The following is a 14,946-nucleotide window of genomic DNA, read 5'->3' as shown; positions in this document are numbered from 1 at the left end:
ATGGATTGGGCCATAGTGGCCACGGTGGTTTTGCCGTTGGTGCCGGTGAGCACGACCCACCGTGCGGTGCGCTTACCTTGCCGTTTGCGAACTCGCCACGCGAATTCCACGTCTCCCCAAATGGAAATCCCGGCGGCTTGTGCTGCGAGTAGTACTGGGTTATCTGGACGCCACCCCGGTGAGGTGATGACTAAATCGATGGTCCCACCGATAGCTTGGGCATCCGGGAGGCCGTGGACGGCGTCGTCGCCCAGCAGAACTTCCTTGACCCCGACAATTTTCAGGGTATCGGCGGCTTGTCGATTGTGCTCATTGTCTTTACCGTCAACAACCACCACGGCTGCTCCGAGCTCTGCCAAGGTATCGGCAACAGAGAAACCGGTGACGCCTAGGCCAGTCACAACCACGGATAGTTGGCTCCAGTCGGCGTCCCAGGTGGTCAGGGAATCCAGGTTGGTACTCATCGCAGGACCACCCATTCAGTGTAGAACAAGGCTAATGCTGTGACCACGAAGGCCAAACCGATCAGCCAGAATCGAACCACAACGGTCACTTCGGCCCAGCCTTTGAGCTCAAAGTGGTGTTGCAGGGGCGCCATGAGGAATACCCGCTTGCCCCCAGAGATTTTAAAGTAGCCGACCTGGATGATAACTGACAGTGCAATGATGACCATCAGCCCAGCCAGCACAACCAGTAGCACCTGGGTCTTGGAGAATATCGCAAAGCCTGCCAGGGCACCACCCAGGGCTAAGGAACCGGTGTCGCCCATGAAGATTTTTGCCGGGGCGGTGTTCCACCACAAAAAACCCATCAGCACGCCGGCCAGAATTGACCCGAGCAGCGCCAGGTCCATCGGATCACGCACTTCATAGCATCCGCCGGCATTTGTGGGACCGTAGCAAGATTGGTTGGTCTGGAATAAGGTCATCAGAACATAGCCAACCGCCACCATGGCCACAGCCCCCGTCGCTAGGCCGTCGAGTCCATCGGTGAGGTTGACCGCATTCGTGGTTGCGGTGGAGATCAGGTTGGACCAGATCACAAAGAGAATTGCCCCGGTGATGGTACCAAAAAACGCAAAATCCCATGACGTATCCCGGAATACTGAGATTGCCGTAGAGGCGGGGGGCAGACCGTTTTCATTGGGAAAGTTTAGGGCCAGCACCGCAAAGGTAATACCCACAGCTCCTTGGCCAATAATTTTGCCAATTGGGGTGAGTCCCAAGGATCGTTGGTTTGAGATTTTCATGTAGTCATCGAGGAATCCAACAAGTGCCATCCCAGCGGTGAGGAAGAGCAACAATAGACCGCTGACTGTCATGCCGGAGTTTTCTAGCCCCAGCATCATCATGATCCAATGGGTCAAAAAGTATACAACCACAAAGTTCATCACGATCACCACACCACCCATTGTGGGGGTTCCCCGCTTCGTGGCGTGCGTGGTCGGTCCGTCGTCACGGATGATTTGGCCGTAGCCGCGTTTGTGCAATAGTCGGATAAACAGTGGCGTTCCGACAACTGTAAGTACGACACCGAGGACGGCGCCGAGCAGGAGTCCAATCACTTGCGTTTCTCCTTCTGCCCCACCAAGTCAACGGTGGTGAGTTGATCGGCGAGTTCCCACAGTCGTGTGCCGTTGGAACCTTTGACGAAGACGATGTCACCGGGTTCGACGCGCTGTACCAGCAGGTCGAAGGCTTCATCGTTGGATAACACGTGATCTACTTCGTCACCCCAGGATCCCTCGTTTACGGCACCGGTATAGAGTGCTCGTGCTTCGGATCCTACGACGATGAGTTGGTCAATATTCAAACGCACGACGACTTCGCCCAGCAGAATATGTTCTTTGGCGTGCGATGTGCCAAGTTCTAGCATCGGGCCAAGCACTGCCCAGGTGCGTCGGCCGGTGTTTCGTCCGAGCATGGCCAGAGTTTTCAGGCCGGCGCGCATGGATTCTGGGTTGGCATTATAGGCGTCGTCAATGATGGTGATGCCATCGGGTCGATCGGTACGCGCCATGCGGTGGGCGGAGGTCGGCGAAATCGTTGGCATTAGCGACGCGATGGTGTCCAGCGAAATACCCGCAGCGTATGCGGCCGTTGCGGCGGCCAAGAGGTTGGTTGTGTGGTGTTCCCCGATCAGCTGTGCGGTTACCTCGTACCCTGTCTGGTCGGCATCGTTGGCTTCGGGGCCAAAATACTGCAGCTTGAATTGCGGGTTTTCGTTTTCGGTGGTTCCCGCGTCTGCCGCAAATACAAGGTGCTCGCGTTGTGGCGGTGCATAAGCTGCCGAAAACCAGATGGTCGAGGCCTGTGCGGGGACACGCTGGGCCATTTCTGCAACACGAATGTCGTCGGCATTCAACACGGCAATACCGCCGGCGGGGAGCGCTTCAACAATTTCACCTTTGGTCAGGGCAATGTTGTCGACTGACCCGAAGGACGCCGCATGAGCAGTTCCAACGGTGAGCACCACAGAAATGTCCGGGCGAACAATATCTGTAAGTTCGGTTATGTTGCCAATACGATCTGCGCCCATTTCCACCACCAAATACCGGGTATCAAGTCCAGCGGTGAAGATAGTTAGTGGGACGCCAACTTCGCTATTATATGAACCTTGGGGCGCAACGGTTGGGCCCTGGGTGGCCAGCAGTGCCGCCAGCGCGTCTTTAGTAGAAGTTTTGCCAACCGATCCAGTAATGGCAATAACTGTGGTCGCGGAGTGGTCTCGAATCTTTTCTACGATGTACCGAGCTAACCGCCCCATAGCCAATGTGGAATCATCCACGATGACGGCGGGATCGACGGCCCGTTGGTCATCCTGCGTCTCGCGTTCTGCCAAAACCAGGCTGGCTCCTGCTTGGCGTGCTGCGCTGATGAAGTTATGACCATCGGTGGTTGCCCCGCGGCGGGCAATAAACAGGGCGCCGGGGCTCACTTCCCGTGAATCGGTATTGGCCGAAGTCACGACCGTATTGGGATCAACGGTAGCCGTCAGGCGACCCCCAGTGGCTTCAGCTATCTGGTTCGCATCGAGTTCAATCATGTCGCTTTTGACCTTACCGTTTTAGTCCGTACCTTGTGATGATGCTGAGCGGGTCGTGACGAAACCACATTCCGTCAAGGCTTCACGCAACACTTCGCGATCATCAATCGCAAAGCGTTGTCCTGCCAGGTCCTGATGTGTTTCATGGCCCCGTCCGGCCGCCAGAATAATGTCTTGAGCAGTGGCCAATTGCACAGCGCGGGCTAACGCCTCTGCCCGCGGCGCAATCTCGATAACTTCTGGAGCATGAGCGAGATGGTTCGCCCGTGCTCGAGCAGCCTCGACTACGGCCTGACGAATTTCTGCAGGGTCCTCATAGTGCGGATCATCATCAGTGACAATCACTACATCGGCATGTTCGACTGCGATTTGTCCCATCAACGGTCGCTTAGCCGTATCGCGATCACCCGTAGCACCAAAGACTAAAATAGTGCGAGCCGTTGGCCCACCCTGTGATCGTTTGGTCCGATTGATGGCAGCTAGTGCCTGGGTCAGGCCGTCTGGGTTGTGTGCAAAATCAACGATGACAGTTGGTTGATCGCTAATAACTTCCATACGTCCCGGCACAGCGGATTCACATGGTGCCGGCTGTGCATCGGCCAGCACCTCTGCTATGCGGTCCCAGTCGTGTCGTGGATGTCCAGTGAAGATCATGACCACGGCCAAAGCTGCGTTAGCTACGTTGAATGTGCCGGGCATACCGACTTTTGTATCAACTTCGAAACCGGAGGTATGACGTAACCGGAATCGATACCCCAGCCCAGCCGGTTCGCATTCGGTAATGCTCCAGGTGGCGTTGGACGTTCCGGTGTCTACGACGGCGGCTGGCCCCAAATCGAGTGTGACAGCGTCGGGGCATTGTTCTGCCAGACGTTGACCCCACTGAGGTTCTGGACCCCCGTTAATCGTGATGACTTGGCTAACCGAACGATCTGATTGAAAGAGTAGTGCCTTGGCGTCGAAGTACTCATCCATGCTGCCGTGCAGATCAAGGTGATCTTGCGTCAGATTCGTAAAACCAGCGACCTGATAACGCAGTGCAAAGGCGCGACGATAGTCCATGGCGTGTGAGGAAACTTCCATGGCGACGGTTTCAACCCCGGCTTCACGCATGCGAGCCACTAGGCTGTGCAGTTCTGGTGCTTCTGGTGTGGTAAATTCCGCTGGAGTAGCGACACCATTAATTCGAGTTTCGATGGTCCCGATTAAGCCGGTTTTATAGTCCAACGCCGCCATGATGGCATTTAAAAAATAGGTGGTTGTGGTCTTGCCGTTGGTCCCGGTCACTCCATAGATACACGGTGTGGCAGCCGTATTATTGCGGTAAATGAACGAGGCAGCATCGGCTAACGCCGACCTGACATCATCGACGGCAATATGGGTAAGCCCCGGTGGTATGCGCCCAACGCCGCTGTTATCAGTTAGTACCGCCACCGCCCCGGCTTCCAGAGCCTGATTGATGTAGTCGGCGCCGTGGTAGCGTGCTCCACCCACAGCAACATAGACGTCACCTGGATGCACTGTTTTGGAGTTCATTGAAATACCGGTCACCGTCAGTTCTGGGTTTCCGGTTAGTACAGGTCGATAGCGTTCCAGCTGGTTGACGAGTGCTCCAAGTTTTGTGTTTATTTTCGTTTGTGGTCGTAGCATGGTCAGCGCGGTGTACCCGCCGTCTTGGGTTACCAAGGCCTTTCCTGTGGGTCTTCTGTAAATACATCATAGTGCTGCGGTCCGGTGTCGGAGGGAGACACGGAATACTTACTCAACAAATATTGCATTACATCCGCGGCAGTATCTGTTACTTGCCAGGTCTTCCAGTCGCCTTGAGGTCGGTGAACCGCAACTGAGACCACAAATTGTGGATCGTCAAGTGGAACGATACCGGTAAACGAGGTGGTGTACCCGTCATATCCGCTGGTTCCAGCAGCTTCGCCAGTTCCGGTCTTTCCACCGACACGGTAACCATCAATTTTGGCAGCAGATGCGGTACCTTTCTGGACTACTCCTTCCATCAGCTTCAGCATTTCGTCGGCTGCTTCTTCCGAGACCACTTGCTTGGGTTCTTCGGATGATTCCCATTTGCGTTCAATCCCATCTTCATCAATGTACGAGTCGATGAGGCGAGCCGGCATCATCTTGCCATCATTGGCCAAGGCTTGGAAAATTCTAGTCGTATGCAGTGACGTTAGCGAATAGCCTTGTCCGAAGGTGGTCGTAAAGTGTTGACGCCGGTCCCAGTTCTCCCAGTGGGTGAATAAACCTTGGTTGACCCCACTAATACCCAGATCAATGGGTTCTCCGATCCCGAACTGTTTCATATAGTCCCAGCGAGTCTCAGCACTGAGCTGTTCTGCGATCTGCACAGTTCCCGTATTGTATGAACGTGTAAAGATTCCTGCGGTGGTCATGTCGTACGTATCGTGCGGCATGGAGTCACTGATCGATTCGTTATTAAAAGTCTGCTTATTCGGTACGGTCCATTGTTGTTCGGGGGTCACGACTCCGGCGTCTAGTGCCATGGCAAAGGTGACCGCTTTACCCGTGGAGCCAGGTTCATAGGCTTGCGTTAGTGCTGTGGGCCGCCAGAATAGTTGGTCTGTGGCCGTTGGGTCGGTGGGGTCTACGGTTTCAGAATCAGCCAGTGCTAGGATTTCGCCTGTCTTGGCATCCATCACAACGATGTTGCCCCATTTGGCGTTGTATTGGTCCACTTTGGCTGCGATGGCTTCTTGTGCGTACCAAGACACGTCAAGATCAATTGTGAGACGAATATCATCGCCATCTACAGCCGGTGTTTCTGAAAACGATGCGTTGGGGATGCGGACGCCGTCTGCCGAGATTTCAAAGACGCGCTCTCCTGCTTGGCCACTGAGGTGTTCGTCTTGTGACCGTTCGATGCCTTCTAGGCCGTGCCCATCGTGTCCGTTAAAACCCAAGATGGAACCAGCCACTGCCCCATTTGGATAAACCCGTTCTGCTACCGGCTCAGATAGTAACCCTGGAATACCAACGTCGAGGGCTTCCTGACGTACTTCAGGGGTAACACGCCGAGACACAATCCGGTAGGGTCGATCGCCGACCATGAGTTCCCGCAACTCGGGATAATCGATATCAAGAATCTCGGAGAGTTCCTTGAGCTGTTCGTCAATGTCCAGATCAGTGTAGGCAGACTGTTCCGGATCCCAAACTCGAGAATCTTGAACCAGCCGCTGATCTACCACCAGGTCATAACGTTGTACGGACTCAGCCATGACATTGCCATCACGATCTAAAATGGAACCGCGCTCTGGCGCTAGTGTGACCGGTCGGGTGCGCCGATCCATTGCTTGTTGAGCCTGGTCTTCAGCATCAATGCCTTGAATAAATAGGAGTCGTCCGCCTAACACAACAAGACTCAGCATGAGCAACACTACGGTGACTTTTAACCGGGTTTGGGGTGCTCGGCTCATGGGCGTATTTGGCACACAACTCACCTACCTTCAACATTGTCAGCCAGGGGCCCACGTTAGTTGCCGGTCGGCAGGCTCACCTTGGGTCCTTGAAGACTACCTACTGACGAGGTCTGAATCGTGTCTGCCACGCCATCTTTAGGTGTTGAATTTGTCGCATCTGCTGAAGGTAGTGACAACTGCGGTTCAACGATTTTAACCGTATTTGATTCTGGACCGGGGACTTCTCCATTCGTTACTGTCACAGGATCTGAATCGTCGCGCACAGGGACTTCGATCTCGGAGGGAATACCCGTACTGGAACGTACCGTTGGTTTCTCTACAAAACTGGTCGGCGTATTGTCTGCCTCAGCGGCTGTTGCAGTGCCGATAACCTCACCAGATAACAGGTCAATTGATGCTGTTGCCCCCGGTAACACCATGCTCATATCAGCAGCTTGCTGCGCAACTGCCTGGGGTGCAGATTTCTGTGCTAATTGCTGTGCCAGGGCTTCATTGGTTTGCGTAATGCTGGTCAACTGGCCATTGAGTTCAACAAGCTCATATTGACGGTTCGATAACACAATATTGACTACCAGTACGATGAGTAGCGCAATGACGGGAATGGATAACACGAAAACGCTATACCCGAAGGGAGCCCGTTTGAGCTGACCTGATATGACCTTGAGCTGGTCACGGCGTGTACTAGCTTCAGAATCGCCCGCAGTGTGTTCGGGTTGCCCTGCGAGCTGATACTGGTCATCCAGTTTCCGGGCGGTGGATTCCGCTGAGTACTCGGGACGCAATGCGCGGATGTTTGAGGAGGAAGTGGTCATCCGTTGCTCCTGGTAGGTCGAATTTTCTGTATCGCACGGACCTTGGCAGATGCCGCGCGTGGGTTCTGATCGATTTCCTCTTTGGTTGGCTTTTCAGTACCCCGGGTGAGAATGTCCACGACTGGCGCATACTCTTCCAGTTCAACTGGAAACCCCGGAGGTGTCAGACTTGTGGCTTCCTTTTGGAACGCCTTTTTGGTAATTCTGTCTTCGAGTGAGTGATAGCTCATCACGACCATTCGGCCACCGACATGAAGCCCGGACATTGCTGCAGGCAATGCCTCACGTAGGATGTCTAGTTCCTCGTTCACTTCAATCCGGAGTGCTTGGAACGTGCGTTTAGCCGGGTGTCCGCCACTTCGTCCAGCAGCTACCGGCACGGCCGACCGGATGACTTCCACTAGATCCCCGGTCTCAGTAAATGGACGGGTCTGGCGCCGTTCGACTACAGCGGTAGCGATCCTGCGAGCAAATTTTTCCTCACCGTAGCGGCGAATAATTTGTTCAAGGTGTTTCTGATCGTAATCATTGACGACGTCGGCTGCACTGAAACGCGCGGTAGGGTCCATGCGCATGTCAAGAGGTGCGTCATACGAATATGCGAAGCCACGATCACGCTCGTCGAGTTGGTATGACGAAACACCCAGATCGAAAAGATAGCCATCGGCTGCAGCGACACCGGCTGCGGCCAAGGCTTCAGGAATCTGGTCGTAAGTTCCGTGGAAGGCAACGAAGCGATTTTCAAAAGCAGCCAGCCGCTCAATGGCGAGTGCTAATGCTTGAGTGTCACGATCAATCCCCACGACCACAGCGTCATCGAAACGATTCAATATGATCTCTGTGTGGCCTCCCATCCCAAGGGTGGCGTCTACCACTACGGGCTGTCGTTGATTTTCCCGAGCCGATTCAATGCCAGGAGCAAGCAGATCGATTACTCGGTCCGCCATCACAGGGATATGTCTTTTAGCAGCCTTGGGAGCGGGTCGGTCGTTCTGGTCAAAGACTGCCATTACGCTCCTTCGTTCTTCGCGATTACTGCCCTGCAAAAATGATGGCTCTTATCCCAGATCCCCATCCGTGCACCTGGCCCAGGGGAAGACGGGCCAGCTGTTCGGATAGAGGTCTGAAATAAGAGACCTTGTCAAATGTTGATTTATGTCGTTGCCAGATCTTGAATCAGAACAATCCTGGAATGATCTCCTCGTCGGTTTCCGAGAATGCCGATTCCTGCGCCTCGAGGTATTCGTTCCATGCCGCCTGGTCCCAGATCTCTGCTCGGGTGCCAGCGCCAATGACTGCAACATCCCGATCCAACCCCGCATATTCGCGCAACGGCGCTGGAATCGTGATCCTGCCTTGCTTATCCGGCGTCTCGTCTGAAGCACCGGACAGAAAGACACGAATGTAGTCCCTAGCCTGACGTGAAGAGAGCGGTGCTTCGCGCATCTGATTGTGCACTCGCTGGAATTCCTCCATCGAGAACACGTAGACACAGCGCTCCTGACCTCTGGTAAGTACCAATCCGTCAGACAGTTCATCTCTGAACTTCGCTGGCAAGATCAACCGGGACTTCTCATCCAGGCGTGGAGTGTATGTACCTAAAAACATGGCACCACCTCCAGCATGGTTTGATCCCTTGTGCTCCAGCCCTGCGATCACCGTCCTCTTCGTGCTCCACTTTACCCCACTTTCCCCCACTTTCAATACTTCACCCCTCATTATTTGGGAATTTCCGAGAAATTATCAACTCAGTGAAGCCCAGAGGTGGCGCGATATAACCGCATAATTCCGCGGTTTTGCGCCTTAGTAGACGGCAGTGGGGTACTTTGGGGAGGATTGTGGGGACCCATTTTCCAATGAAGTGACAATTGTGACAATTGTGAAAGGCGAGGATACTCGCGAGGTTAAATACCCTGATTTAAGGCGACCAGGCCTAGATAGTGGAGCAAAGTGGGGACGTGTAGTGGAGCACAGTGGGGACGTGCGTCGTCATGAGCGACGCGTGCCTGCAATCTCGTTAAGATGAATTCGGTAAGATCACCGGCATATCCGTCAGTGGCGCCTCGAGTGAAAGCAGTGTTTTGCAGACATTATCTCTTCGGACCAAACAACCGGACGCGTTCCGTGGCCAACGGACGTACATCTGGGCAGCTTTGGTATCGCTGTGTGCTTTGGTCTTGGCAGCCTGCGGCGCAGACGTCAATAGCCAGTTGGAACTCGAGGACGATTTTTCGGGCTCTCGCACCTTTGTTATGACAATGGCCGACACTGATATCGAGTCGATATCCGGGGGTCTTGAAGCTGCAACACAGGCTCTAGATTCACATACCCCTGAGGTATTGTCATTTGACGGTGTAGAACAGCGCGAAGAAGGCTACACGGCAACTTTCACGCTAGTATTCAACGACCTCGAAGACTACGAGAATAAGATCAATTCGCTGCTTGATGCTTCAGCGATAGCCCCCGCAGAGCGCGACATGACTATTGAGCTCGATGATCAACCATTAATGACAACCCTGTCAGTCCAGGAAGACTTTTATAACGACGATTTAATGGGCTGGGCAGCCGATGCGCTCATCAACGAAGGCGTCGTGACGAGCAACGCCACAGTATTAACTTCCAGCGGCATCGCTACAGTTGTCTTCAATCATGAGGAAATCAATACCTCCACGTCGCTCCCCCGCATGAACTTTCAGCTCACTCAGGATCATCGTTTTGAGGATGTCGGACTCGATTTGGAGTTCCTTGAATCGGGCGATCTGCGAGTCACCATGGCATACCGCATCTCGGCCGAATCAGCTGATCCCCAAAATGCATTCCTCACCGAACAGATAGCAAAGCTCAGCGATATTGCAGGACTCACAGAAGCCGTTGAAGATACCGGTCCTGCAGACCCGGCCAACGGCAGCACCACAACCCGTCGAGTCGTAGCGCAGTTTTCAACCCCGGAAGCCGTCAGTGCTGGTTTGCAAATACTGTTGGCAAACGACAAGGCCTCTTTCGAGGTAGATGAAGTGACTGCCGACAATTCTCCAGATGTCATTACCCAATATTTCGGTACCAATTGGACCTGCGAACAGATCTGCAGCCCAAACAACCTACAACAACTTCACGGCGAAACCACCCACCCAGAGCACTGGCAACTCGTTGAAGATCGTCGTGGTGATGGTGAGTTCTTCGCGGAATTCAACCGTGGCATGCCGCTGCAACACATGACCTCAACCACACAACTCGACTTCGACGGCAGTATGGGACAAACCTTCGAGTTTGTAGTCGACAATGCCACGGTAGAGGGACACGAAGACACAGTGTCAGATCGATTTTCGCCACCACCCAATACTGGGTCTTTCCATACCGCAGTTGAAGGCAACAGGACTATATATACAACGACGTTTCGAGCCCAAAGCGCCCATGATCTCACAAAAATGATCAATGTTTATCTGCAGGATAAAGGAGTTGAAACCCCTGTATCGATCGAACATGAGCCAATAACCAGCATTTGGGCATCTTATGATCTACACGTAAATCTTTCCCCCATTTGGGAAGTGGTGACAGGTGGAGTAGAAGAAATGGCAACCTTTCGTGTGCAGCTACCCGCCATGCATTCTGGGCACACCAGGGATAATGAATCAAATCAACGCACTATTGCCGTCCAAGATTCAACTGGCACGTTTACGATTCATGCCAATGGGCCGACAAGTACAACCGCTTGGGTTGCTGCCCTGTCTGTCGTATTTCTGATCGTTATCGTAGTGATACTAATCCGCACGCGTAAGGCAGCAACCAGGGTCTGGAGTGTGGCACCAGCGCGCTCTGCTGTAGAGACGAAACCCTACTATGTCCAGGGGCCCACAGATCATCTCACTGAAACAGAAATCTTTGAAACTCCACCGGCTTCCGGTGGTATCCAGCAAGCCACAGTTCCAATCCCCCGATCCCACCAAGCAACGAAGTCGTTTGAGAGCCCTGGCTCGTTTCCCGATGTTCCGATACCTTCACACACGCAATACGAGCAACTGCAAAATCGACTTCGACAAAAGAGGCAAGAGACTGCCGGAGAGAGTCCTGAGAGGGATTCAACTGAGATAGTTGATGAGGATAACTCGGATCAAAGCTCTGGCAATTCGCAAGAATGAGTCAAGCTACGAAGAAAACAAAAACCCGTAGCGTGTACTACGGGTTTTCTGGTGAAGGGCGAGTGCCAGGGTCGGTAAACTTTACTGCTGGCGTCGGCGCTCATCCCAGCGCGATTCAAGCCCTTCCATAAATCCATGATTCGATTTCGAGGATCCGGAACCGCCACGACGGCCTGACTTGCTAGGTGGTTTAGTGGTCCGTTTCGTTGCAAGGTAGATCCCGCCACCCATGACGATGAAACCTACAATTCCCAACCAGATAGCATCAATTGTCACGCCGGTCAACAACACCACAATGCCAATGGTGGCGGTTAGCACACCAAGAACAATATTGCGAGTAGAGAATCGACGCAACGGCCCTTGTGCGTTCATTTGCATCTGCGATGCAAACTTGGGGTCGTCTGAAATCAACTGAGATTCGATCTCAGCGAATACCTCTTGCTCTCTATCTGATAAACCCATGGTCGCCTCCACATGTGATACCGAAAACTCGTCGAATTCCCGGTTGAGTCTATTTCTATTCTAGAGTTTTTGCCTGACTATTTGCTGAGATTGTCACATGGTGAACTTTAAGATTCAACGTCTAACCGTCTGGCATCCGGGCTTGGCGTTGATGCCGTAACAGGGTTGCCGGTTTAATCGCTGCAGTAGGGAATTTCTGGGCGACATCATCTAAAATTTTGTCGGTGGCATCCCAATCCTTTTCGGAGTGGATTTGGGCACGGGAGCCTGTCAATTCAAACAGCGATTCTTGGGTCTCAGATTGTTCACCTGGTTGAGCGACACGATCCGCCCGTACCCCTAACAGTCGGACAGGGTGCCATCGTTGAGCCATGAGGTCTTCAAGCAGCCGCTTGGTGTGCTCAAAAAACACTGCACCTGAAGTTGCTGGCGTCGGCAACGTGACTGATTTGGTCCGTGTACTAAAATCGACGTCTTTGACCTTCACACTGATCCCACCAGCTGCCAGGCCCTCATTGCGCACTCGTCGTGAGCATTCATATGACAGATCCAGTAAGTTTTTTTCAAGCAGATAAGGATCTGTGATGTCCTGATCAAAAGTGTGTTCAACTGATACCGACTTTGCCTCTTGACGTGGCTCCACCGGCCTTGGATCTTCCCCACGTGCAAGGTGGACGATCTGTGGGCCGATGACGCCAAGCCAGCGTTTCATTCGAACTGGATCTTGTGCAGCAAGATCTCCTACCGTATGAATTGCAGCGTTATTGAGTCGCTCCAATAATTTCGGTCCCACACCCCAGATCACGTTCACCGGTAATGGCGCGAGATACTCGCGTGTTCGGTTTGCCGGAACTACCCCAATACCATCGGGTTTGGAACGATCCGAGAGGATTTTCGCCAAGGACTTGGTAGCCGCTACTCCCACGGTCGAGGGTAACTGCGTTGTCTCTCGGATTTGTTCTTTAATGAGGCTTGCAATTTGGGCAGGACTACCCAATCGTCTGCGGGCCCCCTCAACATCGACGAAGGCCTCGTCAATAGACAGCTGCTCGACCATTGGGGTGATGTCATGCAACACTTTCATGACGTTCTGTGAGGCTTGCGAGTATTTTTCTCTCGTGGGCTCAATAACAATTAACTGGGGATATCGTGCCAGAGCCTGGGCCATTGGCATCGCAGAACGAATACCAAATTCGCGTGCTTCATACGAAGCCGAGGTTACGACTGATCTCGGCGATTTGCCACCTACTACTGCGGGTCGACCTCGAAACTGGGGGTAGTCCAGCAATTCTACCGACAAGAAGAATGCATCCATATCGATATGCAATATCGTTGCGTCCCAAGACTCGTCGACGTACTTCTGACTGGAAACTGAGTTTTGACCCGCTGAGACCATATATCTAGTCTACGCCGTGCTGCCGGTAAGGTTGAGGTGAATAAAAATTTTTTTGCTCAAAACGCTCAGCAGGCAGGAGACTCGATACCGTGACGACATTGGATGCCGCCTGGTTTCGGACGAAGGTCCAAGATCGAATGCAGGATTTACTGGCCGTATATCGACGTCGTGCTTGTGATATTGAAGCAGCTGCAGAACCACTGGTCAGCTCCATTGCACGGTTAGTTGAAGGTGGCAAGCGTCTCCGAGCGTTGTTGGCATGGTGGGGCTGGCAAGGTGCTGGCGGCGCAGCCGATGATCCTCGCATTGTTGAGGCCGGTGTGGCGTTGGAACTCTTCCAGGCTGCCGCCTTGATTCATGACGATATACTCGACCGTTCCGATACTCGCCGTGGCCAGCTTTCTGTTCATAAAAGCTTCGAAAAGCTCCACCGCGACGAACAGTGGGCGCAAGATGGCGCACACTTTGGCGTGTCGGCCGCGATTTTGGCAGGGGACTTAGCATTAGGGCTCAGCGAAGAAGTCTTCTCCACAATGGCGGACGCTACCGCATTTGCCACGCCTGCTCGGGAAGCGTTCCATGCCATGCGCTTCGAAGTCATGACAGGACAGTATCTGGATATCCTCACAGAGGCCAATATCCCATCCGATCCTGAGGCCGGTTTGAGGCAAGCTCGAACAGTGCTGCAATATAAATCTGCACATTATTCTGCTGTTTGGCCATTTGAGCTCGGGGGGATTCTTGCTGGAGCTGATGAAACCACGTTAAAGACGTACCGAGACTTCTCGACGCCGCTTGGCATGGCATTTCAGCTCGACGACGACCTACTAGGAGTCTTCGGTGACCCAGCTCTAACAGGGAAACCAGCGGGCGATGACCTCATAGAAGGCAAACGCACTGAACTCGTGGCTCACGCGTTAAAGAATCTGGAACCAGAAAATACTCAAATGCTCAACAATTTTCTGAAAGATCCCCAGACCAGCGACCATACAGTCGAAAAGATACAACAACTCATCGAATCGTCTGGAGCGCGAGCCTTAGTCGAAGCCGAAATCCAGCGCCTTGGCGAACAGACCTACCAAGCGCTCAAAGAGCTGCCCGTGGCCGAAGAAGTACAATCTGGCCTAGAGCAGCTCGTCTCCGGACTACTGCACCGCCAGCACTAGCGCTACCAGGCTAATGCCTGCGCTCTGCGACGAATCTCCGTCTTCTTGCCTTCATGAAGAGCATCAATAGGACGGCCCGGAAGAGATTCGTCTTCAGTAAACAGCCATCGAATAATTTCATTGTCTTTGAATCCTGCATCAGCAAGAACCATGATGGTGCCACGAAGCGGCTTTAAGATACCAGTGTCAGTGAAAAATGCCGCAGGAACATATCTGACATTTCTCTCGCCTCGGCGCATGTCGACGAGATATTTTTCCTTAATCATCTTGTGAACTCGAGTCACAATTACATTAAGACGTTCTGCAACCTCTGGCAACGTTAGCCACTCATCAACAAGGACTTCTAGATCTTGGTTTTCCTTCACGTCTCAACAATATCGCAGTTTTCTGCTGCATAGGGACGGCTGATGTACTCGAGACGGGAGTCTCCTCACATAAAGACGATCAAAACTCCCCTTCTTAACAGCCTCCTATTAA

At 53.1% G+C, this 14,946-nt stretch carries 12 protein-coding genes and 1 pseudogene; 2 read left to right on the top strand and 11 right to left on the bottom strand.

Annotation, left to right across the window (positions count from 1 at the left end; all coding sequences use genetic code 11):
- From murD to mraZ, 8 genes and pseudogenes are all read right to left on the bottom strand, one after another.
- Positions 1-464: pseudogene (murD, locus tag K8V32_RS08745) on the bottom strand (UDP-N-acetylmuramoyl-L-alanine--D-glutamate ligase); the annotation flags it as partial.
- A complete protein-coding gene (gene mraY / locus K8V32_RS08740; RefSeq protein WP_303905933.1) occupies positions 461-1,564 on the bottom strand; it encodes a phospho-N-acetylmuramoyl-pentapeptide-transferase in 1,104 nt (367 codons plus the stop codon). The pseudogene murD and the gene mraY, both read right to left, overlap by 4 nt.
- On the bottom strand, positions 1,561-3,045 hold the full coding sequence (locus K8V32_RS08735; protein ID WP_303905930.1) for a UDP-N-acetylmuramoyl-tripeptide--D-alanyl-D-alanine ligase: 1,485 nt from the start codon (positions 3,043-3,045) through the stop codon (positions 1,561-1,563). Before K8V32_RS08735 ends, mraY begins: the two co-directional genes overlap by 4 nt.
- 21 nt (positions 3,046-3,066) lie before the next feature.
- The gene (locus tag K8V32_RS08730) at positions 3,067-4,731 is read right to left on the bottom strand and encodes a UDP-N-acetylmuramoyl-L-alanyl-D-glutamate--2,6-diaminopimelate ligase (RefSeq protein ID WP_303905927.1); all 1,665 of its coding nucleotides are present in this window, start codon (positions 4,729-4,731) and stop codon (positions 3,067-3,069) included.
- Positions 4,725-6,509, bottom strand: coding sequence for a peptidoglycan D,D-transpeptidase FtsI family protein (locus K8V32_RS08725; protein ID WP_303905923.1), 1,785 nt, complete (start codon positions 6,507-6,509; stop codon positions 4,725-4,727). Before K8V32_RS08725 ends, K8V32_RS08730 begins: the two co-directional genes overlap by 7 nt.
- Before the next feature lie 41 nt (positions 6,510-6,550).
- The gene (gene ftsL, locus K8V32_RS08720; RefSeq protein WP_303905920.1) at positions 6,551-7,309 is read right to left on the bottom strand and encodes a cell division protein FtsL; all 759 of its coding nucleotides are present in this window, start codon (positions 7,307-7,309) and stop codon (positions 6,551-6,553) included.
- Positions 7,306-8,319, bottom strand: coding sequence for a 16S rRNA (cytosine(1402)-N(4))-methyltransferase RsmH (gene rsmH / locus K8V32_RS08715; RefSeq protein WP_303905917.1), 1,014 nt, complete (start codon positions 8,317-8,319; stop codon positions 7,306-7,308). The genes ftsL and rsmH overlap by 4 nt, the downstream gene beginning before the upstream one ends.
- Before the next feature lie 166 nt (positions 8,320-8,485).
- A complete protein-coding gene (gene mraZ, locus K8V32_RS08710) occupies positions 8,486-8,917 on the bottom strand; it encodes a division/cell wall cluster transcriptional repressor MraZ (RefSeq protein WP_303905914.1) in 432 nt (143 codons plus the stop codon).
- A 473-nt stretch (positions 8,918-9,390) separates the two neighbouring features.
- Here mraZ and K8V32_RS08705 point away from each other — a divergent pair, with 473 nt between their 5' ends.
- Positions 9,391-11,445, top strand: a complete 2,055-nt coding sequence (locus tag K8V32_RS08705) for a hypothetical protein (RefSeq protein ID WP_303905911.1) — start codon at positions 9,391-9,393, stop codon at positions 11,443-11,445.
- A gap of 81 nt (positions 11,446-11,526) precedes the next feature.
- On the opposite strand, the gene K8V32_RS08700 is transcribed toward K8V32_RS08705, so the two are convergent.
- Both K8V32_RS08700 and dinB read right to left on the bottom strand, forming a co-directional pair.
- Positions 11,527-11,907 carry a DUF3040 domain-containing protein gene (locus K8V32_RS08700; protein WP_303905908.1) on the bottom strand — a complete coding sequence of 127 codons (381 nt, stop codon included), beginning with the start codon at positions 11,905-11,907 and terminating at the stop codon, positions 11,527-11,529.
- A gap of 121 nt (positions 11,908-12,028) precedes the next feature.
- Positions 12,029-13,303, bottom strand: a complete 1,275-nt coding sequence (gene dinB, locus K8V32_RS08695; RefSeq protein WP_303905905.1) for a DNA polymerase IV — start codon at positions 13,301-13,303, stop codon at positions 12,029-12,031.
- Positions 13,304-13,392: 89 nt separating this feature from the next.
- Here dinB and K8V32_RS08690 point away from each other — a divergent pair, with 89 nt between their 5' ends.
- Positions 13,393-14,469, top strand: a complete 1,077-nt coding sequence (locus tag K8V32_RS08690; protein ID WP_303905902.1) for a polyprenyl synthetase family protein — start codon at positions 13,393-13,395, stop codon at positions 14,467-14,469.
- Positions 14,470-14,471: 2 nt separating this feature from the next.
- On the opposite strand, the gene K8V32_RS08685 is transcribed toward K8V32_RS08690, so the two are convergent.
- Positions 14,472-14,834: an Rv2175c family DNA-binding protein gene (locus tag K8V32_RS08685; RefSeq protein ID WP_303905899.1), complete on the bottom strand. Its 363-nt coding sequence runs from the start codon at positions 14,832-14,834 to the stop codon at positions 14,472-14,474.
- Between the last annotated feature and the right edge of the window lie 112 nt (positions 14,835-14,946).

Source organism: Enteractinococcus helveticum, assembly GCF_020742345.1.
GTDB lineage: Bacteria > Actinomycetota > Actinomycetes > Actinomycetales > Micrococcaceae > Yaniella > Yaniella helvetica_A.
This window is presented reverse-complemented; position numbering and strand designations above follow the sequence as displayed.

Excerpts from the sequence above, each read along its gene's own strand:
- mraZ (WP_303905914.1), bottom strand. The coding sequence starts at position 8,917 with ATGTTTTTAGGTACATACACTCCACGCCTGGATGAGAAGTCCCGGTTG.
- dinB (WP_303905905.1), bottom strand. The coding sequence starts at position 13,303 with ATGGTCTCAGCGGGTCAAAACTCAGTTTCCAGTCAGAAGTACGTCGAC.
- K8V32_RS08700 (WP_303905908.1), bottom strand. The coding sequence starts at position 11,907 with ATGGGTTTATCAGATAGAGAGCAAGAGGTATTCGCTGAGATCGAATCT.
- ftsL (WP_303905920.1), bottom strand. The coding sequence starts at position 7,309 with ATGACCACTTCCTCCTCAAACATCCGCGCATTGCGTCCCGAGTACTCA.
- rsmH (WP_303905917.1), bottom strand. The coding sequence starts at position 8,319 with ATGGCAGTCTTTGACCAGAACGACCGACCCGCTCCCAAGGCTGCTAAA.
- K8V32_RS08735 (WP_303905930.1), bottom strand. The coding sequence starts at position 3,045 with ATGATTGAACTCGATGCGAACCAGATAGCTGAAGCCACTGGGGGTCGC.